The sequence below is a fragment of the Nodosilinea sp. FACHB-131 genome, from assembly GCF_014695395.1.
Classification (GTDB): Bacteria; Cyanobacteriota; Cyanobacteriia; order Phormidesmidales; family Phormidesmidaceae; genus Nodosilinea.
In genome coordinates, this window is record NZ_JACJOF010000015.1 from 52987 (window position 1) to 78250 (window position 25264).

A 25264-nucleotide genomic window follows, 5' to 3' on the forward strand; every position below is an offset into this window, starting at 1 on the left:
GAGTGGGTGTCGCTCGGTGCAGTGCGTCTAGCTCAAGGCTCCTCCATCCGCAGTTGGCAACAGCATGGCGGCAGTCATAGTTGCAAGCTCACTCAGCAAGCGTTCTACTAGAAGGGCCTACCCCGCATTCTGCCACCACCAAAAGTCAGTCTCTCAAGCAAGTATGTCTGATTCTGATTCCTCTGTTTCAAAAACTTCGGTCCTAGCGCCCTGGCGCAGCCCCCTCGCCCGCGCTCTGCACCGCAACCGCAGCCGCCCTTACAGCCGCTATTTTCAGCTCGCCACCGTTACCCCCATGGGCCGCCCCGCCAATCGCACCGTAGTATTTCGCGGCTGGTCGCCCGACAGCAACACCCTCACCCTGATCACCGATCAGCGCAGCGCTAAGGTCACCGACATCGCCGCTCACCCCTGGGCCGAAGCCTGCTGGTACTTCACCGACACTCGCGAGCAGTTTCGCCTGGCAGGCTCCATCCAGGTAGTGACTGCTGAGGCCGATGCCGCCCTATCGCAAGCCCGGCAGAATTCTTGGGAAGCTCTCTCCGAAAACGCTCGCCAGCAGTTCTACTGGCCCCATCCGGCCCAGCCTCGCAATGCCGAGGCCGACTTCTCGCCCAAAGAAATTCAGGCAACGCCCCCCGCTGAATTCTGTCTAGTGCTGCTAGAGCCTAACCAAGTTGACCACCTAGAGCTGCGTGGCGAACCCCAAAACCGCACCCTCTACGACCACCAACCCGACGGCACCTGGCAAGTCAAAGCGGTAAATCCTTAACCTCCCATTGGTATTAATCAGAACCTGAGAGCAATGCAGGAGATCTGCTCCGCTGCCGAGACGTTAAGATGTTATACAAAGTATAATTTTGGGCTAACGGGATGGATATTCAGCTGAAGAAATGGGGCAATAGTCTTGGTTTGCGCATTCCCCATCGCTTGGCGGAAAGCTTTGGGTGGGATGAAAACTCTACAGTGGAGATTTTAGAGGTAGATGGGGCGCTGGTGATTCGCAAAAAGTTGGTGGCGATAACTCTGGATGAATTGTTAGCTAGTATTCCTGATGATTTTCGATACTCCGATGATGTTCACGATTTTGTCGATGGTCTTGCCCAAGGGCAAGAGCTGCTGTAGCTCAGGAGAACGGTGATGCAGCTTCGCCGAGGTGAAGTAATTCGCGTAAATTTGAACCCCACCCAAGGCCGAGAACAGATGGGAGACGCTCGCCTATGTTTGGTTTTGAGCCAGACAGTATTTAATGCTTCCAGGGGCGGTATTGCCATTGTTTCACCAATTATTAGCACCGTGAAGCCGGAGATTAAGACCTTAATTTTGATACCACCAGGGTTTAAGGTCAGCGGATCTGTAATTGCGGAACAGGTGCGCACGTTAGATTTGAGTCAGCGCTGGTGGCGAAGTACCGAAGACTGCCTACCGCCTTCGGTGGTTGATCAAGTGGTGGCAACCCTAAACCTAATTATTGGCGGATAGTTTAATCCCTGACTAGCGCAAGAAATATAAAGTGGCTGGGGAGCCGTTCCTTTTGTAGTTGCGCTCGCTTAGCTAGCCCGGCGGCGCAGACGGCGATCGAGCCACATCAACACCGCCAGAGCGGGCACCACCGTCACCATTAACCCTAGCCAAAAGCTGTGGGCTGCTGCCTCTCCCTGATCGAGAGCCCAGCCGCCCACGGGTGGACCGATCAGGTAGCCCACGGCCCAGCACATTGAGTTTACCGATAGATAGACGCCGCGCAGGGGTTCAGGGGCGATCGCCGCCACCAGCGCCGAGCCAATTGGCGTATAAGCCACCATGGCCAGCGCCATTACCCCCAAAGCCAGCCCGCTCCACACCAGCGGCAAGCCTCCTGTTCCCGACTGCCACACCAGGCCAAACCCTAGCCCCCACAGCAGCGCCGACACCATTAACCCCTGGGCGGGGCGATAGTGGTTGAGCCATCGAGCCATAGGCAACTGGGCGATCGCCGCCAGCACTACATGGCCCGTAAACAGCAGGCTCAGCGTCCCCTCGCTGACTGACTGCTCGCCCCCCGCAAACCGGTTGAGATAAAGGGGCAGCGTGCTCTGAATCTGCGCCAGATAACCGGTGAACAGCACGTTGACCAGGGCGTAGACCATCAGGGTTGTGTCTCTGAGGGCCTGACCCCAGCCCTGGAAGAGCGATCGCGTCCCATTTCCCGCCGGGCGCGTCTCGGCAATGGCGACATAGATGATGCCAAAAAACAGCAGAAACGTAACGCCATCGATGGCAAACAGTGCCCGGTAGGCTCCGGTGAGCGAGATCAGTGCCCCCCCGGCGATTACCCCCACCCCCAAACCCAGATTGTCGGCTAGGCGCACCAGGGCATAGGCTTCGTTACGCTGCTCTGGGGTCGTGATGTCTGCTGCCACAGACTCCGCCGCTGGCCAGTAAAGCCCGACGCCAAACCCCATCAGCAGGTTGCCTGCCAAAAATACCCAGAAATCATTGGCCAGCACCAGCACTCCATCTGCCGCTGCCGATACCAGGGCCGACGCCAGCAGCGTCGGTCGCCGCCCTACCGTGGGTGAATCAGACAGCGACCCGCCCAAAAAGCGTCCGGCCATGCCCGCCACTGAGCCGAGACCAATCCCCAAGCCCACCTGGGTAGCCGTTAGCCCCACCTGCTCGGTAAAGAAAATCGGCGCGTAGAACAGCGTAAAGCCAATGCCTACCTGCGATAGCAGCCGTCCGCTCGCCAAAATCCACACTCGGTGGTCGAGGTTGGGCAGCCATCCCTTGAGCCAGCGCTGTAGGAATGCCATCATTGCGGCAACGAATGTTGGGGCCGCCGCAGGGCATCCACCAGGGCCACTGTGCCGCCCACCATGCCCCAAACCATCCACAGGCCCAGGTCGTAGCCCTTGCGCTGGGCCACCTGGGCTGCCACCAGCCCAATCACGCAGTGCAAGAACATGGGTAAATAGGCCAGCGGCAACGAATCAGCCATTTTGTGTAACCCAACGAAAAAAATCAGCAAGCGGGCGAAAGCTGGGGCGATCGCATTACTTACCTTACACGCAGGGCTAGACCTATGCTGTGGAGAGTACTGCTTGTCGCCGCCGATTAGAATCTGCTGAGAGAAATATCACCGTGGCCACTGGACTTTTTGTGGGGCTGATCACCCTCGACTGCATCTATCGCGTCGATCACGTGCCCAGCAGCGATGAAAAACTCGTCGCTGAGGAGAGCCTGCTGGTGGCGGGCGGACCCGCCACCAACGCCGCGATCGCCTTTGCCGCTCTGGGCAATCAAGCTAGGCTGGCCGGTGCCCTGGGTCAACATCCCCTGGCCGATCTAATTCGAGCCGACTTGGCAACCTACGGCGTTGAGGTGGTAGATCTCACGACTCAGCTGCGATCGCCACCGCCGCTCTCTACAATTCTCGTTACCGCTGCCACCGGCGATCGCGCTGTTGTCTCTCGCAATGCTGTCGGGCGACAGGCCGACCCCGCTGCAATCCCAGAGAATTTGCTTACTGATGTCGATGTCGTCCTAGTCGACGGCCATCAGATGGCTGCTAGTCATGCCATTGCGATCGCCGCCCAGTCTCAAACCATCCCCATAGTCATCGACGCAGGCAGTTGGAAGCCCGGCTTCGATAGCATCCTACCCCTTGCCACCAGCGTCATTGCCGCCGCCAAATTTCAGCTGCCGAGTCAACCTGACACCTTGGCCGCCCTCAGCGCCCTAGGCATTCCCGAAGTCGCCACCACCCACGGCCCCAGCCCCATTCAGTTTCGCGATCGCGGCACAGCGGGCACCTTACCTGTCCCCCAAGTCACCGTCCAAGACACCCTAGGAGCCGGAGACATCCTCCACGGAGCCTTCTGCCACTACCGCCTAGGTGCCCCCTTCCCCAACGCCCTCACCCAGGCCGCCCAAATCGCCACCCAAAGCTGCCGCCACTTCGGCCCCCGCACCTGGATCGCCACGGCCCACCACCAGCTATAGTGCTCTCTTGTAATCCCCACCCATCCCCCCTCCCACCCATCCACTCATCCACCCATGCCCTACGACCAGGAAAAACAAACCGCGATCGCCGCCGTCATTCAAGCTGCTCAGCTCTGTGAGGCCGTGCGCCAGGGCCTCGTCCCCGCCGCCATTGAAAAAAACGACAAGAGCCCCGTCACTATCGCTGACTACGGGGCTCAGGCCTTGATCTGTAAAGCTTTGGCCGAAGCCTTCCCCAGCGACCCGGTAGTGGGTGAAGAAGACACTACCGACCTGCGCCAGCCCGAAACCGCCGCCGTGCTCGCTGCCGTTACCGAACAGGTGCAGAACGCCATTCCCAGCGCTACCGACAGCGATGTGTTGAGCTGGATTGACCACGGCAATGGCGATGTCGCCCCCCGCTACTGGACCCTCGACCCCATCGACGGCACCAAAGGCTTTTTGCGCGGCGACCAATATGCGATCGCCCTGGCTCTAGTCGTTGATGGCGACATCAAAGTGGGGGTGCTCGGCTGCCCCTTCCTCAGTTTTGACGGCGGGGAAACCGGGCTGCTCTTTGCCGCCGTACGCGGTGAAGGCACCGTGATGATGTCCCTGACGGGCGGCAATCCCCAGCCGGTGAAGGTTACCGCTGCTGACGATGTTGACCGCCTGCGCCTGGTCGAAAGTGTCGAGTCGGGCCACGGCGACCTCAGCCAGCAAGCGCAGGTGGCCCAGGCCGTAGGCATCACCACTCCCTCCATTCGCATGGATAGTCAGGCTAAATACGCCGCTGTGGCCGCAGGCCAAGCCGCCCTCTACCTGCGCCTGCCATCTCCCAAAACCCCCGACTACCGCGAAAAAATTTGGGACCACGCCGCCGGAGTGCTGGTGGTCGAAGAAGCCGGGGGCCGCGTCACCGACATGCACGGCAAGCCCTTAGACTTTGCCAGTGCCGCCCGCTTCCCCAACAACCCTGGTGTCGTTGCCAGCAACGGCGCAATTCACGACACGGTGCTCAAAGCCCTAAGTTGAGTCTCTTGTAGAGTTCGGGTGCCTTTGGGACGTTGACACAGTCCCTAGCTTTGTCCCAGGTACCCGACCTTTAGAAAGAAACCCCGTGTAGCTCGCGCACCGACTCTTGCAGCAGCACCACCAGCGTCGCCACCCCCAGCACCGTGCCCAGGGGCGTAAACAGCAGCGCCCCGCAGGCCACTATAAAGCTGAACCAGTAGTGCTTATGTCGTCGCAAACAGCCGCCTGAGACAATGAGCGCGATCGCCAGCACTAGCCCGTAGAGAAACAGCGCCAGCCCAAGCGCCAAAAAAGTCAGCCCTGCCGCAAAGGGTGGCAGCTCACTATCGCCGCTGACCATACTCTCAGGAGCCAGCAGCACCGCCCCTCCGATCGCCACAAACACCAGCGGCAGTAGCGCAAAAGCCAGCACCAGCCCCGCCACCACATAGTGCAGCACCGCCAGCACCCTTAACCGCTCAATGTCTTGACTGGGGGGCAGTGTCGTCATAGTCGAGAACTCCCATGAATACATCTATAGAAATTTTGTAACCCCCTAGTACCCCAGCCTAGGATTATGTGTCTCAACATTAAGTCGCGCTAACCGCCTGCAACCGCCCAGCTGTGATCGGCACTTCCTTAATGTTTGCGCTACTGTCCTTGCAGTCCAGCCTCAGCGGCCTCCAGTCCTTGCTCCGGTAAACCCGCCCTCAACCCCACCCCTCACCCCCAACCCCCTCCGCTATCCTTAAAACATCTCCACCCATCCACCCATCTACCCGCCCACTCCCCACCCCATGCCCGCCAACGACCCCTTGCCCACCTCCCCCAACCCAGACCCCACCTGGGAAGAGGTTGAGGCCGAACTGGGGGAACTCGTCGCCACCGTGCAGGGCACTCCCCTAGCGCTGCCCGACGCCGACTCCGCCACCTGGGAAGCCGTGGAGCAAGAGCTGGGCGATTTGGTGCTTGACTTTCAAGACTTGCAAGACGACCTCAACTACCGCCGCGCTCAGGAAGCTTTGGGTGGCCTGGTGCAGCGCCTCAATCTCACCCCCCGCGAGCAGGCTGGCGTCGAAGAAGCCTTGCAAAACCTGCGCGGTTTGAAGGACAAGCTGGAAAATACGGTGGTGCACATCGCCGCCTTTGGCCTGGTAGGGCGCGGTAAATCGTCGCTGTTGAATGCCCTGATGGGTCAGGAGGTGTTTGCCACTGGTCCTACCCACGGCGTTACCCAGGTGGTCGAAGGTAGCTCCTGGGCCGTCAGTCGAGAATCGCTCGATTCTGGCCTGCCTGACCTGCTGCGAGTTTCGCTCAAAAGCGTTGGTCAGTCGCGCATCGAGCTGATCGACACTCCCGGCCTCGATGAGGTGGATGGCGAAGACCGCGCCGACTTGGCCCGCCGCATCGCCGCTCAGGTTGATTTGATTCTATTTGTGATTGCGGGCGACATTACCCGCGTCGAGTATGAGGCGCTGAAAGCCCTGCGTCAGGCCAGTAAGCCCATGCTGCTGGTGTTCAACAAAATCGACCAATACCCCGAGGCCGATCGCCAGACCCTCTACGAAACCCTGCGCGATCGCCGCCTCCAAGACTTGATCTCTCCCGATGAAATTGTCATGGCAGCAGCTTCTCCCTTGGCAGTGCAGGCCGTCGCCCAACCCCATGGCCAAACGACCTACAAAACCGTGCGCGCCCAGCCCCAGGTCAATGATCTTAAGCTCAAAATTCTCGACATTTTGCACCGCGAAGGCAAAGCCTTGGTGGCGCTCAACACACTGATGTATGCCGAGGGTATAAGCACCGAAATTTTGGAGCGCAAGCGGCAGATCTGCGATCGCATCGCCGACGACACCATCTGGAATGCCACCATGATCAAAGCCGTCGCCGTCGCCCTCAACCCGATCACCGTCGCAGATCTGATTGGCGGCACCGTCGTTGATGTCATGCTGATTCTCAATTTATCGCGGCTCTACGGCCTGCCCATGACCCGCCCCGCCGCCCTCAAGCTGCTCCAGCAGATTGCCCTGGGGCTGGGCGGCATTACGATTAGCGAGTTGGTGATTACCCTGGGGCTCAGCTCACTTAAGGGAATGCTGGGGGTGTCGGCGATCGCAACGGGCGGCCTGGCGATCGCCCCCTACATTCCGGTGGCTCTAGCCCAGGGCGGTGTTGCTGGGTTGGCCACCTATGGCATCGGTCAGATCACTAAAACCTACCTTACCAACGGGGCCACCTGGGGACCCAACGGCCCCAAAGCTGTGATTGGCGAAATTCTCGATGGCCTAGACGAAACGTCCATTTTGAACCGCATCAAAGCCGAACTTAGAGCCAAGATTGCCCCCTAAACAATTCCTTTGCGCGCTTAACTTTTCGTTTTTTCGCGTCTCTCCTGTCCGTAGGGACATAGATCGAGCACAACGCAGCGATCGCAACTCGGATTTTTGTAAAAGCAGCACCGCTGGCCGTGCAGCATCATGACTTCGTGGTGATCATAGACCTGCTGGGCATCCCATTCATCGGGCAAAAACCCTTCTAGCGCAACGTGAGATGGCCCCACTGCCATCTTTGAGGAAATTAGGCCCAATCGCTGAGCAACCCGGTGATGGTGGCTATCCACCGGCAGCGCTCGACCCCGCAACTCACTAAAACACAGCACCGCCGCGCTAGTCTTTGGCCCGACCCCGGGCAGCGCTTCTAGCCAAGCCCGAGCTTCGGCCACCGACATATCTTTCAAAAAGTCGAGCGACCACTCACCGTTGGTCAACTCACCAACCAACCGCAACACCTGCTGAATGCGGGGCGCTTTTTGCTCTGGCCAGGTGCAAGGTGCGATCGCCTGTTCTACCAGCTCCGTTGGCGCATCTCGCACCGCTTCCCAGGTGGGAAACTGGGCCACTAGCTGCTTAAACGCGCGGCCCGAGTCCCGATTTTTAGTGCGGTGAGACAGCAGAGATGAAACCAGCTCACTCAGCGGATCGAGCGCATGAAAATAGGGAATTGGGCAATCATATTCGGCACATAGACGCTGATGAATAATGACTGCCTGGCGCTGCAAGTCTAGATCAATGGGTTGAACTGCCAAAATCTGCTGCCTAGCTATTGCGATGTATCGGTGTCATCTCCGGATGTATCAGTGTCATTCCCAGATGTAGATGTATCGGTGTCATCCCCAGTAGAATCTAATCGTTGAGGAGTTTGGACCTCAGGGATTTCAGGCCTCTCGATCTCCCTAACCGGAATGTCTAAGCGGTTCTCTGGCTCTGTATTGCGGTTTTGTGGCTCTCGATTGCGGTTTTCTAGCTCTGTATTGCGATTTCCGCGCTCTGTAGCATTGTCAGGTGTGTCTGACGTGTCAGAGTTTGGTGTCCGAGGCGATTCGGTCCCAGCCGGTGAGGCTTCCGAATCGTCTGTATTGGGGTTAGCCCGGTTGGTGTCTTCGTTATTAGGGTTAGCCCGGTTGGTATTTCCATTTGAGCCGGGCGCCACAGTAGGATTTGTCCTCGCTGGACTCACAGCAGGACTTGTCCCACCAGTAGAGTTCGTCCCCTCTGGGCTTGTTCCTGCTGAGTTTGTTCCGGTAGAGTCTGTCCCTGCGGGGTTTGTCCCAGCCGGGTTTGCTCCAGTGGAGTCTGTCCCCGCCGGATTTGTAGTGGTGGTGTTTATAACCTCAGAAGATGATGAGGTGCCCTGGGGCTCAGCTGAAGCGTCGCTGGCCCCAGGCGTTGGGGAAGTCGCGGGGGCGTCGTTCTCCTGACACATGTCATCTAGATTGACGACTTCGCCCTCAGAGTTAATCAGATAGCAAAATCCTTGAGCGTGACTAACGCCAGGCCACATCAGCGCACCGGCTACTAGCCCTAAACCACCTGCATAGCTCAAAAGATTGGGTCTCATAGCCTTCAACCGAATGGGCGTACTTGCGTACTTTATCAAGCTGATAAAAGATGCCGTATCGACCATGGGGTAGAGAATTTACTCAAGCTAGTTAGGTGAACCTAACAACTTCCGGACAGAATATAAATAGAGGAGTGTGGCCGAGTAACACTGAAGTTACCTCTTGATAAATTTCGGCCTTCGGACACTATTGGCCTCGGCTGCATCCGGAATGAGTGCCAATCAATTTGTAGAAGAACGAGTCTCCTAATTACCGATAGTTGTGAATAGGCGCGTCCCTAGACAAATTGCTATTTGTTGCCACTGCATTGGCTTTGGCGGCTTTTAGAGCAACTGACGCGGCTATTAGCCTTTTTGTCGGCACCAGTGCCCATTACCTCTGAAACGCATTGCGTTCTCCTACCCGACGAGGTTTCTCGGTGTGGCTTTTGGGTAACTTAAGCTTGGGTTTAGGGGTGTCGCTGTGGATTGCAAAACGATTCCAGAGTTGTGCTAACCCCTAGAGTCGGGCTTTGTCCATCGCCCCTAACCGTAGGCTTTAGCCGCCGTAGTCTGCTTGTCAACTGAAGTATTTATCTAACTCCCTATGCGATTTTTGACTCAAGTCGTCGGTTTGGCCCTGATGCTACTGGGCATCTATTTCTTGGGTAAAAATATCTTTTTTACCACTAACGTGAGCCCCTACTGGTGGCGTGGCCAAGTCGTCGGTTTGGCCCTGATGCTACTGGGCATCTATTTCTTGGGTAAAAATATCTTTTTTACCACTAACGTGAGCCCCTACTGGTGGCGTGGCATCGCCGCTGATCTGTCGATTTTTCTTTTGTTTGGCGGCATTTTTTTGTTGGTCTTTATGCCCCTCGGCTTTATGAAGCAGTTTGGCTGGGTATTAGTAGCAGGCGGCATTCTCTGCGTTTTTGTCAGCAGTCGAGCTGTGCTAAACCCCACTAGTCTTTGGCACTTCTTTGTTTCAATGCTGGGTATGACCTTTGGGTACAAGCTCCTGGCTACTGGACGAATGCCGTTTTGAGGCACAGCAGTAGTTTGACCTGCGGTGGCCCAGAGAGTATTCGGTTGGTATGAAGCCAGTCCATAGGCTAGGAGGCGATCGCTCCCCTAGCCAGCAAGTTTTTAATAGCTTGTGCAGGGGTATACTCCTTAAATCTTGCAACTCTTTGGGTCTACTACACGAGTCGCTAAAATATGCGTGAAGCTATGGTTGCCTCTACCGAGTTGTAGCCGTTATTCACTAAGATAGCTGCCAGCAGCGTACAAGAAGTAATATCGATATTTCATGACTATTGTCCGCACAGTTCCAGAAGCTACCGTAGATTCTTCTTTTACGGTTTATCACTTGTTCTGCCGGTTAATGCTGCAAGCCAGTCTAATCGCAATTCCTGTTTATATAGGCCTTTTTATATTAGCTACTCCCTACGATATGGATGCTGGGGTGGAGCGGGGCTTGCTTATACTGACTCCAGTTCTTGAATTCTTTGCCGCCTCTGTCCTATATGCTTTGGGCTTTTTAACCACGCTCTCTAACGCCGATCGCGAAGGGTTTGACGGTTCTGCTAGATTCAAAAGCCGGGCTATGCGCCGCAAAATGCAGCTCACCTGGCTGGGCTCTGCTTCGCTGTCGCTAGGAATTCTATCGGGCGCACTGCTGTTGGTCAAAGCTCACCTTTAGTTCTAAAGCTTGAGGGTTTTCAAAAGTATCTTTACGCCCTATTTTCGCAATTCATCTAAAGGTCCTGCCCTCCCACGAAAACCTCGGCGGCTTTTCAGGTTGCCCTTTCCCCACCTCTAGGCAGTTTCTGGTAACCTTCCAAGCGTGCCCTGCTTAGATTTGGGAGCCTAAGCCTTGCCGCTGACTCACCACGAACGCTACAGCTATTCGGCTATCACGCAGCGGGCCGACTACCATTGGCCGGGCGGACGACGGCTGGCCGTTTACATCGCGCTCAACCTAGAGCATTTTGCCTTTGGTGAAGGCTTAGGAGCCGAACTGGCCCCCGGTGGCCCTCAGCCTGATGTCTTGAACTACGCCTGGCGTGACTATGGCAACCGCGTGGGAGTCTGGCGACTGCTGGAGCTGTTTGATCAGCTAGAGTTGCCGGTGGCGCTGCCGGTCAACTCGGCGATCTACGACTACTGCCCAGAGGTGGTGGCGGCCTTTCGCGATCGCAACGATGAAATTGTCGCCCACGGCCGCACCAACTCCGAACGCCAGAGCATTTTGAGCGAGGTGGATGAAGCTGCCCTAATCGCTGAGACAATGCACATCCTGACCAACCATGAAGGGCAGCCGCCCCAGGGCTGGCTTGGCCCCTGGATTGCTCAAAGCGCCGTCACCCCCGACCTGCTTCAGGAGGCGGGCTACACCTATCTGCTTGATTGGTGCCAAGACGACCAACCTATTTGGTTTAAGACCCGGCGTGGCCGCATTCTCTCGGTGCCCTATCCCCAAGAGATTAATGACATACCGGCGATCGCTGTGCGCCGAGTCAGCGCCAAAGACTTTGCCGAGATGATTATTGACAACTTTGACGAGATGCTAGAGCAGTCTCACCAGCAGCCCCTGGTATATGGCATTGCCCTACACCCTTACCTGGTCGGGCAACCGTTTCGGCTGCGGCACCTGCGCCGCGCCCTGCAACATATTGCCAATGTGGCCCGCAACCAGCCCAATCGGGTGTGGCTGACCCATCCCGGCGCGATCGCCGCCCACATTTTCAACGAATTGGCTGACACCATTCCCTAGTGCCCCGAAAGCATCGTTTGATGAAGGGTAGAGCGGCATTCGTTACAAAGCACCGAAACGCCCAGGAGTCACGACTATGATTGAGCAAACTCTGCCTAGAAGCCGTGAAAAATCCTAAAACGCTCCATCTATCTGTTCTGCTGGCGATCGCCACTGTTTTAACCACCGGCCCCGCCTTTGCCGCCGACCCCACCGGTCAGCCCCACGGGATGCCTAGCGTTGGGTCTGGGGCCATCCTCAAATGTGATGAGATCGAAATCAGCCAAAACAATGCTCAGTCAGAGCTAGATACCTTCTTTAGCAGTGGCTACACCTATTGGGATGCTGCTCAGCTGGCCAGCTATTGGGGCCAAAATGTCGACGAGGCCAAAGCTCGCATGGGCCGCAAGATTCTGTGGGGGCCTGCCGATGTTGCCCTGCTTGAGCAGTTTTTGCTCGATGCCCGCCTAGAGTCGCTTCAGTCGGTCAACGACCTGCGCTTCTATAGCGAAACCAGCTACACCTACGATGACGCTGCTGCTCTGGCCGAGTTTTGGGGTGACGCCACCCCCTACGACGCCAAGCTCCGCATTGAGCGCAACTTGATTATGGGCAACGCCGACGAGGTTGACTATGCCTTGGAGTTGGCTAAACCCGAGCCCTAAGCCATGACCCTAGCGGGCAGAGTTGGCCTAGAAATTGAGCTGATGGCCCCGCGAGGGTCTAGCCGTCAGGCGCTAGCTGAGGCGATTGCCGCTGAGCAGGGGGGTAGCGTTAGCCGCATATTTTATCCCCAATCGGAGCACAGCCAGATTGTCGGCACCCCGGTGCTAGAAAATCTCACCTTGGGGTTTGAGGTGCGCGATGCCCAACACCAGGCGATCGCCTGGTGTGTTGATGACTTGACTCTGCAAGCCGACTGCGATCGCACCTCCCCACCTCAGCCCAGTTGGTATCGCATCGTTGGCGACGACATTCGGTTGATGCAGATCGTTAGTCGCCTGACCGACGCCAACCTGCCTTTGGCCGATGTATTGCAGCCGGTTGCCAAGACCCTGGGCCTAGAGTTGCAGCAGGGGCCAAAGGGCATGGTCAAACTAGCCGACGACCTGGGGCCACCCATTGCCATTGCCACCTCACTACCCGGCGAGCGAGAACGTCCCTGTGAATTGATTACCCCACCCCTAACCTACGCTCAGCTACCCCAGTTAGAAACCTACCTTCAAATCGCCCGTCAGCTCAACTTCTATGCTCCAGTGGAAGGGGCAACCCACCTGCATTTCGATGCGGCTCCCCTTTGTTCGGCCCCAGCAATTCGCAACCTGGTCAACTTGCTGTGGACCCACGGCCCCACCTTAAAGCGGCTTGTGGCCAGCAACCCTCAGTGTCAACGGTTGGGACTTTGGCCCTCCGAACTGCTGACCCTGGTGCAGGCACCAGACTGGAGTGACTTGTCCTGGGAGCAGGCTAGAGAACGGCTGAAAACCATACCGCTCACCAAGTACTGTGACTTTAACCTCAAAAACATTGTCTATGCCCCTCGTCACAAACACACCTTTGAGGTGCGCATTCTGCCGGTCTATCTAACTCTGCCGCCGCTTTTAGACAGTATTGATCTCATGGCTGACCTAGTGAACCGAGCGATCGACCCAACCCCCGTGCTGCCCGACGACCCCTGGTCGGTGGGGACGGACGGCTTCAACGCGCTCCGTCAAGCCCTGCCATCTTCTCGATTTTTACGCCAGTTGTAGCCATATCCGGACTTCACCTGTTGCGTTGATCTTTGGCTATAGTCCCTGGATGTGCGAAAAAAAAAGAGTGCTAAATAGCACCCTTTTCTAGGCAGTTAAGCTATTGACGTCGCCCGCTCGATTAGGATACTTTGCATCACTTTGGCTGCCAGTGCGCCGCCCACTCTTGTCGCTGGTAGTGGTTCTTCTAAGCGCACTGGCGATCGCTGCATTGACGCAGGATACCTAACCTCAAATGCGAGGACCGGCAGAAGGATGGTCAACCACGCGATCTTCAGTGGTGTAGACCGGCGTTGGGCGCTTGCGCTTTGCCAAACCACTCAGACCAAGTAGGCCCAAAAGACCTAGCCACCCCCAGCTTGAGTCGTTATCCTCAGCGGTGGTCGTTGTTGTGTCGGGAGCCGCCGGATCAACATAGGTTTCGCTGGGTGCCGTTGCGTCAGGAGAAACGGTACCGGGAGCGGTTTGGTCGACTGTACCGGGGGCGGTTGGGGTTACAGGATCAGGGTAGGTTTCACCTGGCACGGCTGACCCAGGAGTTGTGCCTTCAGAATCTGCCGAGTCAACCGTGCCAGGAGCCGTTGGCGTCACAGGCTCAGTCGTGGTCTGGGCAGAGGCAGGCAGCATAGACGACGAAAGCGTCAGACCAAGCGCCAGGGCGCTACCACCAACCCATCTCGACACAACATTGCTTTTCATAAACCAAATTCCTAAAAACGAATGGCATCTGATTTACTCCTGACATCAAAACCATAGCAGCGCAACGGTTCTTGAAGCCTAAAGCAAATCCTTGTGCCCACACCTTAAGCGGTTTTTATCTAACTGTTATTCACCTCTGGTTAGAGGTTTATACTCACCAGCCTTCTACTAAGGGATGAAAAAAATAAAGGCCCTCTTCACAGCAGCTTTTACAGCTCAAAGAGCGGAGAAGACAATATCTTTGGATTTCATCTAATCCCAATAGCAGTAACGGAAGGCCTAGATTGCGGTCAACCGTTCAAAATCAATCGGACGCTTCACGGGTTTCTCAACAATTGAGGTTTCTCTAGCCGAATTTTTGCCGGTGCCAGCCAAAACCACAAATCGACCAGCATCCTTCTACTAACAACCTTCGAAGGCAACTAAGTCTACCTATTTACAGAGCATAGCTAGCATCAGGATCGTCACCATACTAAATGAGAACAAAGCCAAGACTAGGCCAGGGAAAAGAGCTGATGCCCTGGTTTGACTTGGAAGTAGAACTACAGTTAAGGAGTTATTCCTATGACAGCACAGCTAACGCGAAATCGAGAGATAGTTGCAGTATTTAAGACCCGTCAAGAAGCCAACCAGGCTAAACAGGCAATTCAAGCAGCTGGCCTCAACGGGCAGCAAATATCGATTGATGACAGTATTCCTGCTGACCTCCAGTTAGCCGCTCAGGGCATCACAATGGGTCCCGAGGCCGGCCTTCTGATGGGCTTTACCCTAGGCGGCATTTTGGGGCTGATCGCCACCATCATTATCGTCTTTCAGCTAACGGGTCACTATCCCGATTCTGCTGCCAGCCGAATTGCGGTGTTTGCCAGTGCGATCGCAGGCGGTGTGTTTGGTGTCGGTGCCGGCCGTACACTACAGGCTCGCCAACCAGCTCGCCAGCAAATGAAGGGCAACCCCAACCTGCCTCGGGAATATAAGCTGGTTGTTGAAGGCAGCCAGGATGAAGTGCGTCAGGCTCAGCAAGCCCTTGGCCAACCTGCCGTAACGGCTTAAGCCAGATTCCGTAGCGTCTTCCAAGCATCCCCTCGGTTTGGATAGTCTAGGAAGATGAGCTAAACAGCTGGAATAGCCAGGCGACTTTGGCAAAGCCATCACTCGCTCCGCCAAAAAGCCTTTCATTCTGCAACAACTAAACATCAAAGTCTCCCAAGCTACTAAATCTAGCTTGGGAGACTTTTGCGTTGACCTCATAAGTTGATTACTTCAGTACAAACTTTCGTGAACTGTGTATATTAAACTTCAAAATCAAGGCTTAACTTACGCAATAGACTTATCAGCTTTGCTTAATCTCGCTAGGTCTAGCCATTCTCACCTCAGTTTTTAACCGTGTCAATAACTCGCGTCTTAAGCTCAATGGCCAACGCCATGTACCATTTCTTTACTTCTCTTTACCCATAAGCCCTGATAATCCCTCAATATAAAAAGCAGGTGTGCTTAACAGGGAGCTGAATGCTATGGCTACGTTTACTATCGCTGGCTTTACCTTTGACGAGACTGATCTGGTCACCGATGGCTCGATTGTCGATGGTGCATCCAGAACCCTCTTCTTTGGGTCTGGACTGCAATTTCCAGAGCTTTTAGACAACACAGTCGGCTCGCTTGCCGGCGGTAGCAACGGGCAGTCAATTGCCCTGGGCAATCTTTTTAATCGCTCAACCCTCGAATTGACTTGGGATGCTGGCCTTGGCCCCGTCAACCAGGCAGGAGATGACTTAGTCGTCTATGAGAACGGCTTTGCTAGAGTGCCTGAAGATTACGCCGTAGCCGTGCGCAGTGCTGTTACCGGAGAGTTCACTCCATTTCGCTACGAATTCTTTGACAGCTATGACGAAACTGCCGTCAACGGCCCCGCAGACGGCACGGGGCTGTTTGCTACGGCCTTTGATCTAAGCGACTTTGGCTTAGCTACCGGAGAAGCGATTGATGCCATCCGAATTGTGAGCTTGCTAAAGACTGACACGGTCGATGGTGCCGATGGTCAAGGTGTAGTCACTCTAAACGAAACGCCTCATTCGAACCTGCTGGGCAATCTGTTCAATGGCCCCTTGTCAATCGGTAGGTTTGACCCCGATATTACGCTGGTGACTGGGTTAAATACGGATGCGTCCCTGCAACCCCTACAGCTGTTCGATGCTGACAATAATTTAGTGGGTGGTTTCAGCAGCATTCAAGCGGCGATCGATGCGGCCGCTGATGGCTATACCCTGTTGGCAGCGGCAGGCACCTACAGCGAAAACGTTACCCTCGATAAAGCAATCACCTTGGTTGGGGCCAATTTTGGCCTAGCAGGCGACGATGCAGCTCGCGGTGCCGAATCAATTCTTGCGGGCTCGTTTACTCTAGCCGACGACAATATTTCTATTCTGGGGTTTGAGTTCACTAACAATACGGCTGCCATTCGCGGGGGCGGCGACAGCAGCGTTAATTTCAACAACATTAAGATTGCCTTCAACGACTTTGTCAGGTTGACCGACAACAATCAAACCTTTATTACCAACGGTTTTGGTACTGGCGGGGCACCATCTGGCGGCTCTAACTGGTCGATCACAGACAACTACTTCAGCGGCATTACCGGCAACGATGCCTCAATTATGCGAATTGACAACGTCGATGGCTTGCTAATTGCTGACAACGTCGGCATTCATGACGATGCTGGTGTTGTGGGTCGGCGGGGCATTCAGATCGATAATTCTCAAAATGTTGAAGTTACCGGCAACATCGTCGATCTAGGGGTAACAGACTTTTCTAACGAAACGGCAGCCTTCACCGCAGCTCGTTACAACCTTCAGCTCTCTCTAGATAGTGACGGTTCTGCCAACTCCACCGCTAATGTCACTGTTGCCGAAAATACATTTTCTGGAGCCTACGACAGCATCGTTACCCTAGACGATCGCAACCTATCGGCGGTTGACATCGTCGACAATAGCTTCTCAAATGCGTTCTATGGCATTCGTTTAGCGGCTGCAGAAGGCACCCCAGCTCAAGGCACCCAGTCTGATATTGGAATTAGCGGTAACAGTTTTGCTGCGATCGCAGCTTCCGCAGTAGCTTTTGACCATCGTGAGCCCACTGAAGCGTTCGCCGATATTGTCGTTGAGAACAACACCTTCAGCGACGAGTTTGCTGGCATTACCCATATCAGCGGCGACACGCGGAGCTTGGCTGGCACAAATACCTTTGAAGGGTCTGATGGCAATGACACCCTGTTGGGGGGTACTAACGGCGACACCCTATTTGGTTTTGGTGGCAACGATCTGATCGACGGCGGCGCCGGCCATAACACCGCCTTTGGCGGGGATGGTATAGACACCTTCGGTCTGTTTAATGGCGCTGGCATTACCACCGTCCTGGACTTTGATCCGTCGGTCGATAAGCTCACTAACGCGACCTTTTTCGATGTCATTTTGGCTCAGGGCACGGGGGTAGAGGCGCGCAATACGTTTGTCTTAGATGCAGTTTCGTTTGATACCATGGCGAAGCTGTTGTCGACTGACGCGGTTGATATTACCGCCGCGAATTTTGTTTAAGCTCGATTTAAGAAGGCGTTTGAGGATTGATTTGCTGTAGCATTAGTTCTCTAAATTTCACTCTCGGGGGGCATTTAAGAAGATTTTTACTTTTGTCACAAAAAACAGAACTTTCTAGACCTTCTCCAAAAGCTATATAAATACCCCTCTACATTTAGACTCAAAATTTCTCTCTACATATGTAGAGGAGGGTTTCTGAGTCTAGCCTTAAGGTGTAGTCAGGCGCAGCCAAACTCTGACGACAAAAGCAAAGCCTAAAATGTCAGCTTTACAGAACGCAGAGAACTGACTATCCTTAGCCAGTTCTCTAGCTAACCTTTGCTGCTCTAATGTAGTCTGATACCGCTGTCATACACTTTCGCAAGCGAGATCAGAGGTTTAGAGAAATGCTTATTTCTTAAAATGAGCTAAATCCTGCAATTGCCCCAAAACACCAGAGGAACCTATGTTTTTCCATAAAAAAGACCCTGTTCATACCGTTCAGGTCAATGAGGCCGATCCTGTATTTGCTCAACTGCTGCTAGAGCAGTTTGGTGGAGCCACAGGTGAACTCACGGCTGCTCTTCAATACTGGGTGCAATCCTTCCACGTTGAAGATCCCAGTATTAAAGACATGCTTCAAGACATCGCTGTCGAAGAGTTTGGTCACTTAGAAATGGTGGGTAAGCTTATCGAGATTCACACCAAAAATACTGACCAAACCCCAGCCTATAACAGCACACTCTTTGCTGTCCGCGGCATCGGGCCTCACTTCCTCGACAGTCAGGGTAGTAGCTGGACAGCCAGCTACATTAATGAAGGTGGGGATGTCGTTAGAGACCTGCGCGCCAATATTGCGGCTGAAGCTGGTGCTCGCCAAACCTATGAATCACTGATTAAACTAGCTACCGATGAGGGCACTAAGAAAACTCTCACCCACTTGCTAACTCGGGAAATTTCTCACACCAAGATGTTCATGAACGCCTTGGACGCCATGGGCAAATTGACTGACCCGATGTTTGGCAACATTCAGCCCGATGAAACGGTAGAGCTTTACTACAATCTCTCTACTGACGACAGCGGTAAAGACGAGCGTGGTCCTTGGAACTCTGAGCCTGACTTCAAGTATATCGCTGACCCGGTCGCGTCTCGGAACTAGGTTGAGCTGGCTTGATTTAGAACATCCACACTTCTAAACAGAAGTGGATAAGTCTACTCAAAACTCACGTAATAACCTCCGGTGCTTTATGTAGCATCGGAGGCTGTTTGTATGACTTTTTACTTGACATAGTTACTACAAAATAGAAGGGGTCGCTAGCTAGCGACCCCTTCTATTTTGTTAAGCATTAGAGCGTAATAGCCCCTGCTTTAGTAACGAGGATTGTTGGTGGAAGTTGTGGTTGTGCGATCGGCATAGGCAGTCCGGGTGTCGTGGTCACGATCTTTCCCTTTCAGACCGGCTAGACCAGCTAGGCCAAGCAGACCCAACCAGCCCCAATCAAATCCGTCATCATTGTTATCAGTAGTAGTCGTAGTACCAACGCTGTCGCTAGTGGTGCCAACGCCGTCGCTACCGGCACCGGTTTGAGCAGAAGCGGGCAGGACAGAAGGTAGAACGGCAAGGCTTACGGCAAGAGCGCCAGTACCGAGCCAAGTAGCCAAGGATTTATTTTTCATGGGAGAAACCTCAAGAAATAGCTGTTAGTGAAATGGAGCAACGCAGACCGGTATCAACACAAATGATTGATACCTAATCTAAATTTCCTATACTGTCATAGTATGTTTTTCCCCTTGAACTGCTATTTGCCGTTGGATGGAGATTGACTCTATTTACTCTGGCCTAAAAGGTGGGGGGTTGATAGTTTTGTCTCTACCTTTACTCATAGTTAATTAGGTATTAAACCTGTGAAGGAGCCCACATCTACACAGATAGTTCAGCACCTACAGCGGGCTAACCAGGTAGCTCAAGCGGCTGTGTCTCAGGGGCACCATCCTTTTGGAGCCATCTTGGTAGCTCCAGACCACACAACTGTCCTGCTTGAGCAGGGCAATATGGATACGGTTAACCACGCCGAATTAACCTTGATGCGCCGGGCCTATGCTGAGTTTGAACCCAACTTTTTGTGGGGCTGCACGCTTTATACGACCGTTGAGCCCTGTGTGATGTGTGCTGGGGCGCAGTATTGGGCCAATGTGGGGCGGCTAGTCTATGGCATTGCAGAAAAGCATTTACTAGCGCTGACGGGCAACCACGTCGAAAACCCCACGCTGGATGTGCCCTGTCGCTATGTGTTTGAGCGGGGGCAAAAGGCGATCGCAGTCTGGGGGCCGATCGCTGAGGTAGAAGCAGAAATCGTCGCTCTCCATCGCGGCTTTTGGAATCAGTAGCCCAATGGCTTTAGCGGAAACTTTGGTCGAAGTGAAAAGTCAAAGCTTGATTGCTGAGGTCAGCCCTCTATTAGATATGTTGATTGACTAGCCTGATTTTAAGTTATATAACCTCTGTGCGATGGGGTTTTATAAATTGTTAGCAAGAGTGTTTCTCTTTAAGTCTTTAGGGAACAGGTAATTTTTTGAATGTTCACAGATAAAGTAATTCAGCCAACATCGTGGTCAGCGACTGCCCGCTGCATCACGACTGTTATACGCTGGCGCGATGCGATGCTCCCACTGCTCCTTCGTGATGCGCCAATCTACCTCTTTCCAACCTCGCTCAGACATCCACGGAGAACCTGAACGAATAGCAACGACTTCTGCACCAATCCACTCTGCCAATCGAGCGATTCGCTTGTTTGCGCTTATGGTAGAACCGGAGATTACATCCAGCTTTAATTCTCGAAACCCAAAATCGAGCAGGGCACGCCCTACTTCAATCGCGTAGGCATAGCGGCCCCAACAGTTGGGTGCAAGTTCGATTCCCAATTCCATCTCACCAGCCGGGCACTGTGCTCCCCGCAGTCCGCAGCAGCCAACGAGTGCTTCAGGTTCTTGTTGTTGCACGATTGCGAGTTGGTAGTTGATGCGGGGGCGATCGGTAGCCCAGCCCAGAAATGTGTCAAACAAACGTGTTGCCTGTTCGGCGCCAGCGTCACCTGGTTCGTAAAACGCCTGGCTGCGTGGATCGGCTTGATAGTCTAGAAATGAAGGCCGATCCAACTCAACAAAATCGCGCAGCAGAAACCTTTTGGTCACGATTTCCATATCGGCAAACCTAATACTAAAACTGTCGCAAACCGCAGGCTCAAGAGCGAGCGGGTTCGAGGCCGCCCGTTATGTTTCCCTTGCGCCGCCGAAGTACACGCGGCGTCGCTGGACATAGAACTGCAACGTCTCTCGTAGGGGCAAACGGCCGTTTGCCCTACCCCATTCATGCTCCAATTCAGCAACACCATGCACGCCTCGAAGATGCAGCCTTAACCGCGGTGCGCCGCCTCGATCGCAGCGACGTCGATCTTTTTCATTTGCATCATTGCGTCGAACGCACGCTTGGCGGCAGCGGGATCGGGATCGGTAACCGCCTTAGTCAGGGCAATCGGCGTAATCTGCCAGGACAATCCCCATTTATCTCTGCACCAGCCGCATGCACTCTCTTCGCCGCCGTTGCCGACGATCGCGTTCCAATAGCGATCGGTCTCAGCCTGGTCCTCGGTTGCAACCTGAAACGAGAATGCTTCGTTGTGCTTAAACGCGGGTCCGCCGTTGAGCCCAAGACAGGGAATTCCCATCACCGTAAACTCGACCGTCAACACATCCCCTTTTTTCCCTGATAGAAAGTCTCCCGGTGCGAGGTGCACCGCGTCAACGGACGAATCGGGAAAGGTCTCGGCGTAAAACCGTGCCGCGTCCTCGGCATCGCCATTGTACCAAAGGCAAATCGTGTTCTTTGCTGGTCTTACCATGTCCCTTCTCTATTTTGATGAGCTACCCGAAACTGGGTTAAGGATGCGATCGCGTCAAAAGTCAATATTTTGGTCCACATTTTCGCGCTGATACGGGGAAAATCCTTACCATTTCGGCACTAATTCTCTGTGCTTCACATAGGCGAAATAACTTGCGTTTAGCCTACTTTTCCTGCTCTGCATAGTAGATCTCTGATGGGTTGCCATGTAGATGATTCAGCAATTCTTCACTGTGGGTAGCGCATTCTAGATCCACAGTTAAATGTCTCGAACCCGACATCAGTGACAATCAAACGAGGAACCAGACTTGAGGTTCCTAGGCATCAAAAATGCTCAGCCTCACCTGTCGCATCATATTGAGGTTGAGGATAGGCAGTGCTCACCCTACGGCTGGGTCGCTGAATGTGCCACCCATTTGTCTGGGATAGACTACCCATTCATCCGGGGTTAATTCAGCGGCAGCTTCGGCATTGTGGGAGATAGCAACCTTGCGTTCACCCTCCCTCGGAGTCTGGCATGACCTCTACTGATGCAACCTCAACGGCGCTTAGCGCCCTATCCACCGGGCTAGCGGATGCCGTCGCGGCGATCGCACCTACCCTCGTCGCCGTTAAAGGACACCGCCGCTTTGCCTACAGCGGCATTCACTGGCAGCCGGGGGTAATTGTCACCGCCGACTACGGCCTCGGTCGCTCTAGCCACCTCACTCTCACCCTGCCCGATGGCAACGTGGTCGAGGCCGAAGTGTCGGGCCGCGATCGCGCCCTCGACCTGGCCATTATTCAACTCGATCGCACCGACTTGCCCGTGCCTACCACCAGCGATGGTGCGGACCTCAAAGTGGGCCACGTGGTGCTCGCAGTCGGCCAGTCATGGGACTACGGTGTCAGCGCTAGCTTAGGGGTGGTAGGCAATTTGGGTGGACCGTGGCAAACCTCTCAGGGACGGGCGATCGATCGCCTGATTCGCCCCGACGTCAACCTTTACCCCAACCTGCTCGGCGGTGCCCTGGTGAATACGGTGGGGCAGGTCCTCGGCATTAACCTCAACGGCCCGCGCAATCGGGTAGTGACTCTGCCTGCCGCCAATCTGACCCGCATCGTCAAAACCCTGCTAGAGCGTGGCAGTCTCAGCCGAGGCTACCTGGGGGTGGGGCTTCAGCCCGTGGCTCTGCCCGAAACCCTACAGCAAACTCAGGGCCTAGCCGGAGATGTCGGTCTGCTGGTGATCAGCATCGATGCCCCAGGGCCAGCAGCCCAGGCGGGCCTGCTAATTGGTGACATTCTGCTGGCGGTGAATGGTCAGCCGGTCAGCAACTTGCAAGCGGTCTATGGCCACTTAGACGCCAGCGCCATTGGTCAAGCAGTCTCACTGCACCTGTTGCGGGGCGGCCAGCCATTAGAACTCAGCGTCACTGTGGGGGAACAGCCCCAGGGCGGTGCGCGATGATTGCTCCAGTGCTGAACCACGAGTTAGCCTCAGTTTCCCACCGCGTCAGGCAGTCTACCGTACTCATTCAAGGCCCCGCCGGCGAGCTGGGCTCGGGGGTAATTTGGGATGTGTCGGGCCTGATCATCACCAATGCCCATGTAGTCACTCAGCGCATTGCCAGCGTTACCCTGGCTAATGGGCAGCGGCTGACGGCCCATCGAATCGGCTACAGCAAACAGCTAGATTTGGCCGCCCTCAAGGTCGAGGCAGCGGGTCTGCAAGCCGCCGACATTGGAGATGCCAGCGATCTGCGGGTTGGGCAAATGGTTGTGGCTGTGGGCAATCCAGAAGGCCATGTCGGGGCGACATCCTTAGGCATTGTGGCGGCTAAACCACCTATACCTCGCTGGGTGCAGGCCGATATTGCCCTGGCACCGGGCTACTCAGGTGGCCCACTGGCCACCTTGGCGGGGGAAGTCGTTGGCATCAATACGCTAATTACCGAAGGCCGAGGCTACGCCATCCCCAGTGCTCTGGTGCAACGGTTTCTAAATTGTCAGCAGGAACAGCCCTACCTGGGCATCACCGCCCAACCCAGCTCAGAATCGGCGACGTGGACAGTCACTCAAGTAGAGATCGACAGCCCGGCGGCACGGGCGGGGTTGGTGGCGAGCGACCAGATTCTCGGCATCAATGGGCGGCTATTTCGCCAACCTAGCGATCTGCCCGATTGGCTAGATTGTTTGGTACCCGATCAAACCCTGGCTCTTCACGTGAGTCAGAGCAGGCAGTTGGTCGTATGTACCCTTACGGTAGGGCGTCCACCCGTGCAGGAGCAGGCGGCATGAAGCGGGTGCTGGTCATCAGCCCATCGGCAATTACCCAGGCAGGGTTGAGCGCGCTCATAGCTGAGGAGAGCGCCGACGGCCCAGATGGCTACGCCAATCGTTGGCAGGTCACGAGTGCCGCTGCTCAGCCCCTAGCTGAAAATTGGGTCGCCGCCGACTGTGCCCTGGTAAGCTGGCCCATGCTCGGAGACGGGCTGCCCGATCTGGACCTGGTCAATGACTTGGCGATGCCGGTGGTAGCCTTAATCGATGCCTGGAGCGACGTTGCTCTGCTCGAACTTTTGCAGTCGGGACGGGTGGGGCTATTGCCCGGGCAGGCCAGCGGTGCCGAAATCGTGGCGGCTTTAGAGGCGGCAGTGGCCGGTTTGGTTGTCATTCATCCTGCCCTGCTAGACGGTCTGCTGACGTTGACTGGATCGCTCCAGACCACCGCGCCCCCTAGCCAGACTGAGGCACTCACCCCACGGGAGGTCGAGGTGCTGACAATGCTAGCGGAGGGGCTGAGCAACAAAGCGATCGCCCGACGGCTGCACCTGTCAGAGCACACCATTAAATATCACACCAGCGCTATCTTTGCGAAGCTGAATGTGTCGAGTCGCACCGAGGCGGCGATCGCCGGAGCGCGGGCAGGATTCATTCTTTTGTAGGCGAAAATGTGATAGCTAATGCAGCTATTGCGTCTTTTTACAGTTTGGCGATCGCCTTTGGCAAAATGCTTTACTAATAAGTAGTCAGTCTTTCCCTGTAGCTCTAGAAACCAAGGTTTTTACCTAGCCTTTCTGCGTCAATCTTAGTTGGCAAGAGCACCATGAGCGCCGAAATTATTGATGCGCTTAAAGACACCCCAATTCCAACCATTTTAATTTTTGCTGGATTATTTTTTATCTTTCTTGCCTTTGTCCGCAAAGTGGGTGGCGTAATTGAGGTGCAGCCTGCTCAGCAAAAGTGGTCGGCACCCATAGGGCTTGCTTTGCTTGTTTTTGGTCTCGTTCTTGCCCTCAATACTCCATCTGAGCCTGCCGGCTCCAATGCTGGTTCACCTACGCCTTCGGTGACCTCCACCAATACACCTCAGCCTGTAGGCTGTGCCACTTTCTTTACAGAGGGAGCCATTCTCAATAACGCTCAAAACTGATTACGAAACGTCTGAACTATTAAGGTTCTTAATTAAGAAGCAGTGATTAGCCGAGTGCTAATTTAGGGCCACCAAAGAAAACCCCATAGCGCAGAGTTTAGGCCCCGCGGCACCTAGTTCTAGGCGGAGCCAGTAAACGGTGAACTAAACAGCTTAAGAGGGTGTTTGAGAAGTCGGACGGGGTCAAAAATCATGCTAACCGCCTGACCACAATACGGATCATGGCGAGATAAATGAGGGCTTCCGAGTTTTCGGGCAGGCGTTCATAGTCTCGTACCAAGCGTCGGCATCCCATCAGCCACCCGAAAGTTCGTTCGACTACCC

The 25264-nt window shown here is 54.9% G+C and carries 28 protein-coding genes; 19 read left to right on the forward strand and 9 right to left on the reverse strand.

What is annotated here, in order from left to right; all coding sequences use genetic code 11:
- The first annotated feature begins 163 nt into the window (after positions 1 to 163).
- The 3 genes from H6F75_RS10015 (at position 164) to H6F75_RS10025 (ending at position 1482) form a co-directional block, all read left to right on the forward strand.
- Positions 164 to 772 carry an Npun_F5749 family FMN-dependent PPOX-type flavoprotein gene (locus tag H6F75_RS10015; RefSeq protein ID WP_190751710.1) on the forward strand — a complete coding sequence of 203 codons (609 nt, stop codon included), beginning with the start codon at positions 164 to 166 and terminating at the stop codon, positions 770 to 772.
- A 101-nt stretch (positions 773 to 873) separates the two neighbouring features.
- Positions 874 to 1125 (forward strand): AbrB/MazE/SpoVT family DNA-binding domain-containing protein, encoded by a 252-nt coding sequence (locus H6F75_RS10020; RefSeq protein ID WP_190751712.1) that lies wholly within the window; start codon positions 874 to 876, stop codon positions 1123 to 1125.
- A gap of 15 nt (positions 1126 to 1140) precedes the next feature.
- Positions 1141 to 1482, forward strand: a complete 342-nt coding sequence (locus tag H6F75_RS10025) for a type II toxin-antitoxin system PemK/MazF family toxin (RefSeq protein WP_190751714.1) — start codon at positions 1141 to 1143, stop codon at positions 1480 to 1482.
- 68 nt (positions 1483 to 1550) lie between these two features.
- Here the strand turns inward: H6F75_RS10025 and H6F75_RS10030 are convergent, their stop codons facing one another.
- Complete coding sequence (locus H6F75_RS10030) at positions 1551 to 2795, reverse strand: MFS transporter (protein ID WP_190751773.1); 1245 nt, start codon at positions 2793 to 2795, stop codon at positions 1551 to 1553.
- Complete coding sequence (locus H6F75_RS10035) at positions 2795 to 2980, reverse strand: hypothetical protein (RefSeq protein ID WP_190751717.1); 186 nt, start codon at positions 2978 to 2980, stop codon at positions 2795 to 2797. Before H6F75_RS10035 ends, H6F75_RS10030 begins: the two co-directional genes overlap by 1 nt.
- A gap of 143 nt (positions 2981 to 3123) precedes the next feature.
- Between H6F75_RS10035 and H6F75_RS10040 the strand changes: the two genes are divergently transcribed.
- Both H6F75_RS10040 and H6F75_RS10045 read left to right on the forward strand, forming a co-directional pair.
- On the forward strand, positions 3124 to 3984 hold the full coding sequence (locus H6F75_RS10040; RefSeq protein WP_190751719.1) for a PfkB family carbohydrate kinase: 861 nt from the start codon (positions 3124 to 3126) through the stop codon (positions 3982 to 3984).
- A 54-nt stretch (positions 3985 to 4038) separates the two neighbouring features.
- The gene (locus H6F75_RS10045) at positions 4039 to 4998 is read left to right on the forward strand and encodes a 3'(2'),5'-bisphosphate nucleotidase (protein ID WP_190751721.1); all 960 of its coding nucleotides are present in this window, start codon (positions 4039 to 4041) and stop codon (positions 4996 to 4998) included.
- 70 nt (positions 4999 to 5068) lie between these two features.
- On the opposite strand, the gene H6F75_RS10050 is transcribed toward H6F75_RS10045, so the two are convergent.
- Positions 5069 to 5488 carry a hypothetical protein gene (locus H6F75_RS10050; protein WP_190751723.1) on the reverse strand — a complete coding sequence of 140 codons (420 nt, stop codon included), beginning with the start codon at positions 5486 to 5488 and terminating at the stop codon, positions 5069 to 5071.
- Positions 5489 to 5774: 286 nt separating this feature from the next.
- On the opposite strand from H6F75_RS10050, the gene H6F75_RS10055 reads away from it, so the two are divergent.
- Complete coding sequence (locus tag H6F75_RS10055; RefSeq protein WP_190751725.1) at positions 5775 to 7325, forward strand: GTP-binding protein; 1551 nt, start codon at positions 5775 to 5777, stop codon at positions 7323 to 7325.
- A 17-nt stretch (positions 7326 to 7342) separates the two neighbouring features.
- On the opposite strand, the gene H6F75_RS10060 is transcribed toward H6F75_RS10055, so the two are convergent.
- The gene (locus tag H6F75_RS10060) at positions 7343 to 8062 is read right to left on the reverse strand and encodes a Fe-S cluster assembly protein HesB (protein WP_190751727.1); all 720 of its coding nucleotides are present in this window, start codon (positions 8060 to 8062) and stop codon (positions 7343 to 7345) included.
- A gap of 1398 nt (positions 8063 to 9460) precedes the next feature.
- Here H6F75_RS10060 and H6F75_RS10065 point away from each other — a divergent pair.
- The 5 genes from H6F75_RS10065 to H6F75_RS10085 all read left to right on the forward strand — a co-directional run bounded on the left by H6F75_RS10065 (position 9461) and on the right by H6F75_RS10085 (position 13362).
- A complete protein-coding gene (locus tag H6F75_RS10065) occupies positions 9461 to 9901 on the forward strand; it encodes a hypothetical protein (protein ID WP_242019863.1) in 441 nt (146 codons plus the stop codon).
- Between the two features lie 264 nt (positions 9902 to 10165).
- The gene (locus tag H6F75_RS10070; RefSeq protein ID WP_190751729.1) at positions 10166 to 10558 is read left to right on the forward strand and encodes a hypothetical protein; all 393 of its coding nucleotides are present in this window, start codon (positions 10166 to 10168) and stop codon (positions 10556 to 10558) included.
- Between the two features lie 174 nt (positions 10559 to 10732).
- The gene (locus H6F75_RS10075; protein WP_190751731.1) at positions 10733 to 11632 is read left to right on the forward strand and encodes a polysaccharide deacetylase family protein; all 900 of its coding nucleotides are present in this window, start codon (positions 10733 to 10735) and stop codon (positions 11630 to 11632) included.
- Between the two features lie 104 nt (positions 11633 to 11736).
- Positions 11737 to 12276 carry a hypothetical protein gene (locus H6F75_RS10080; protein ID WP_190751733.1) on the forward strand — a complete coding sequence of 180 codons (540 nt, stop codon included), beginning with the start codon at positions 11737 to 11739 and terminating at the stop codon, positions 12274 to 12276.
- Positions 12277 to 12279: 3 nt separating this feature from the next.
- Positions 12280 to 13362 carry an amidoligase family protein gene (locus H6F75_RS10085; protein ID WP_190751736.1) on the forward strand — a complete coding sequence of 361 codons (1083 nt, stop codon included), beginning with the start codon at positions 12280 to 12282 and terminating at the stop codon, positions 13360 to 13362.
- Positions 13363 to 13593: 231 nt separating this feature from the next.
- Here H6F75_RS10085 and H6F75_RS10090 read toward each other — a convergent pair whose 3' ends face one another.
- A complete protein-coding gene (locus H6F75_RS10090; protein ID WP_199303859.1) occupies positions 13594 to 14061 on the reverse strand; it encodes a WGxxGxxG family protein in 468 nt (155 codons plus the stop codon).
- 564 nt (positions 14062 to 14625) lie between these two features.
- Between H6F75_RS10090 and H6F75_RS10095 the strand changes: the two genes are divergently transcribed.
- The 3 genes from H6F75_RS10095 to H6F75_RS10105 all read left to right on the forward strand — a co-directional run bounded on the left by H6F75_RS10095 (position 14626) and on the right by H6F75_RS10105 (position 18786).
- The gene (locus tag H6F75_RS10095) at positions 14626 to 15114 is read left to right on the forward strand and encodes a hypothetical protein (protein WP_190751738.1); all 489 of its coding nucleotides are present in this window, start codon (positions 14626 to 14628) and stop codon (positions 15112 to 15114) included.
- Positions 15115 to 15575: 461 nt separating this feature from the next.
- Positions 15576 to 17648: a hypothetical protein gene (locus tag H6F75_RS10100; protein ID WP_190751740.1), complete on the forward strand. Its 2073-nt coding sequence runs from the start codon at positions 15576 to 15578 to the stop codon at positions 17646 to 17648.
- 445 nt (positions 17649 to 18093) lie between these two features.
- Entirely contained in the window at positions 18094 to 18786 is a 693-nt protein-coding gene (locus tag H6F75_RS10105) for a manganese catalase family protein (protein WP_190751742.1), read from the forward strand.
- Between the two features lie 209 nt (positions 18787 to 18995).
- Here the strand turns inward: H6F75_RS10105 and H6F75_RS10110 are convergent, their stop codons facing one another.
- Positions 18996 to 19304, reverse strand: coding sequence for a WGxxGxxG family protein (locus tag H6F75_RS10110; protein ID WP_190751744.1), 309 nt, complete (start codon positions 19302 to 19304; stop codon positions 18996 to 18998).
- A gap of 228 nt (positions 19305 to 19532) precedes the next feature.
- Between H6F75_RS10110 and H6F75_RS10115 the strand changes: the two genes are divergently transcribed.
- Entirely contained in the window at positions 19533 to 20015 is a 483-nt protein-coding gene (locus tag H6F75_RS10115; RefSeq protein WP_347710633.1) for a nucleoside deaminase, read from the forward strand.
- Positions 20016 to 20240: 225 nt separating this feature from the next.
- Here H6F75_RS10115 and H6F75_RS10120 read toward each other — a convergent pair whose 3' ends face one another.
- Both H6F75_RS10120 and H6F75_RS10125 read right to left on the reverse strand, forming a co-directional pair.
- Positions 20241 to 20828 carry a GNAT family N-acetyltransferase gene (locus tag H6F75_RS10120; RefSeq protein ID WP_190751746.1) on the reverse strand — a complete coding sequence of 196 codons (588 nt, stop codon included), beginning with the start codon at positions 20826 to 20828 and terminating at the stop codon, positions 20241 to 20243.
- Between the two features lie 212 nt (positions 20829 to 21040).
- Positions 21041 to 21526, reverse strand: a complete 486-nt coding sequence (locus tag H6F75_RS10125) for a VOC family protein (protein ID WP_190751748.1) — start codon at positions 21524 to 21526, stop codon at positions 21041 to 21043.
- Between the two features lie 516 nt (positions 21527 to 22042).
- Here H6F75_RS10125 and H6F75_RS10130 point away from each other — a divergent pair.
- The 4 genes from H6F75_RS10130 (at position 22043) to H6F75_RS10145 (ending at position 24940) form a co-directional block, all read left to right on the forward strand.
- Complete coding sequence (locus tag H6F75_RS10130; RefSeq protein WP_190751750.1) at positions 22043 to 22975, forward strand: S1C family serine protease; 933 nt, start codon at positions 22043 to 22045, stop codon at positions 22973 to 22975.
- Positions 22972 to 23805, forward strand: coding sequence for a trypsin-like peptidase domain-containing protein (locus H6F75_RS10135; RefSeq protein WP_190751752.1), 834 nt, complete (start codon positions 22972 to 22974; stop codon positions 23803 to 23805). The genes H6F75_RS10130 and H6F75_RS10135 overlap by 4 nt, the downstream gene beginning before the upstream one ends.
- Positions 23802 to 24452 carry a response regulator transcription factor gene (locus H6F75_RS10140; RefSeq protein WP_190751754.1) on the forward strand — a complete coding sequence of 217 codons (651 nt, stop codon included), beginning with the start codon at positions 23802 to 23804 and terminating at the stop codon, positions 24450 to 24452. Before H6F75_RS10135 ends, H6F75_RS10140 begins: the two co-directional genes overlap by 4 nt.
- Positions 24453 to 24613: 161 nt before the next feature.
- Positions 24614 to 24940, forward strand: a complete 327-nt coding sequence (locus H6F75_RS10145) for a hypothetical protein (RefSeq protein ID WP_190751757.1) — start codon at positions 24614 to 24616, stop codon at positions 24938 to 24940.
- 190 nt (positions 24941 to 25130) lie between these two features.
- Here H6F75_RS10145 and H6F75_RS10150 read toward each other — a convergent pair.
- On the reverse strand, positions 25131 to 25264 hold a 134-nt coding region (locus tag H6F75_RS10150; RefSeq protein WP_190751759.1), incomplete at its 5' end, for a transposase.

What these genes read in the sequence shown, in the direction of transcription:
- H6F75_RS10015 (WP_190751710.1), top strand. Translation starts at nt 164, where the DNA reads ATGTCTGATTCTGATTCCTCTGTTTCAAAAACTTCGGTCCTAGCGCCC.
- H6F75_RS10020 (WP_190751712.1), top strand. Translation starts at nt 874, where the DNA reads ATGGATATTCAGCTGAAGAAATGGGGCAATAGTCTTGGTTTGCGCATT.
- H6F75_RS10025 (WP_190751714.1), top strand. Translation starts at nt 1,141, where the DNA reads ATGCAGCTTCGCCGAGGTGAAGTAATTCGCGTAAATTTGAACCCCACC.
- H6F75_RS10030 (WP_190751773.1), bottom strand. Translation starts at nt 2,795, where the DNA reads ATGGCATTCCTACAGCGCTGGCTCAAGGGATGGCTGCCCAACCTCGAC.
- H6F75_RS10035 (WP_190751717.1), bottom strand. Translation starts at nt 2,980, where the DNA reads ATGGCTGATTCGTTGCCGCTGGCCTATTTACCCATGTTCTTGCACTGC.
- H6F75_RS10045 (WP_190751721.1), top strand. Translation starts at nt 4,039, where the DNA reads ATGCCCTACGACCAGGAAAAACAAACCGCGATCGCCGCCGTCATTCAA.
- H6F75_RS10050 (WP_190751723.1), bottom strand. Translation starts at nt 5,488, where the DNA reads ATGACGACACTGCCCCCCAGTCAAGACATTGAGCGGTTAAGGGTGCTG.
- H6F75_RS10055 (WP_190751725.1), top strand. Translation starts at nt 5,775, where the DNA reads ATGCCCGCCAACGACCCCTTGCCCACCTCCCCCAACCCAGACCCCACC.
- H6F75_RS10065 (WP_242019863.1), top strand. Translation starts at nt 9,461, where the DNA reads ATGCGATTTTTGACTCAAGTCGTCGGTTTGGCCCTGATGCTACTGGGC.
- H6F75_RS10070 (WP_190751729.1), top strand. Translation starts at nt 10,166, where the DNA reads ATGACTATTGTCCGCACAGTTCCAGAAGCTACCGTAGATTCTTCTTTT.
- H6F75_RS10085 (WP_190751736.1), top strand. Translation starts at nt 12,280, where the DNA reads ATGACCCTAGCGGGCAGAGTTGGCCTAGAAATTGAGCTGATGGCCCCG.
- H6F75_RS10090 (WP_199303859.1), bottom strand. Translation starts at nt 14,061, where the DNA reads ATGAAAAGCAATGTTGTGTCGAGATGGGTTGGTGGTAGCGCCCTGGCG.
- H6F75_RS10095 (WP_190751738.1), top strand. Translation starts at nt 14,626, where the DNA reads ATGACAGCACAGCTAACGCGAAATCGAGAGATAGTTGCAGTATTTAAG.
- H6F75_RS10100 (WP_190751740.1), top strand. Translation starts at nt 15,576, where the DNA reads ATGGCTACGTTTACTATCGCTGGCTTTACCTTTGACGAGACTGATCTG.
- H6F75_RS10105 (WP_190751742.1), top strand. Translation starts at nt 18,094, where the DNA reads ATGTTTTTCCATAAAAAAGACCCTGTTCATACCGTTCAGGTCAATGAG.
- H6F75_RS10110 (WP_190751744.1), bottom strand. Translation starts at nt 19,304, where the DNA reads ATGAAAAATAAATCCTTGGCTACTTGGCTCGGTACTGGCGCTCTTGCC.
- H6F75_RS10120 (WP_190751746.1), bottom strand. Translation starts at nt 20,828, where the DNA reads ATGGAAATCGTGACCAAAAGGTTTCTGCTGCGCGATTTTGTTGAGTTG.
- H6F75_RS10125 (WP_190751748.1), bottom strand. Translation starts at nt 21,526, where the DNA reads ATGGTAAGACCAGCAAAGAACACGATTTGCCTTTGGTACAATGGCGAT.
- H6F75_RS10130 (WP_190751750.1), top strand. Translation starts at nt 22,043, where the DNA reads ATGACCTCTACTGATGCAACCTCAACGGCGCTTAGCGCCCTATCCACC.
- H6F75_RS10135 (WP_190751752.1), top strand. Translation starts at nt 22,972, where the DNA reads ATGATTGCTCCAGTGCTGAACCACGAGTTAGCCTCAGTTTCCCACCGC.
- H6F75_RS10140 (WP_190751754.1), top strand. Translation starts at nt 23,802, where the DNA reads ATGAAGCGGGTGCTGGTCATCAGCCCATCGGCAATTACCCAGGCAGGG.
- H6F75_RS10145 (WP_190751757.1), top strand. Translation starts at nt 24,614, where the DNA reads ATGAGCGCCGAAATTATTGATGCGCTTAAAGACACCCCAATTCCAACC.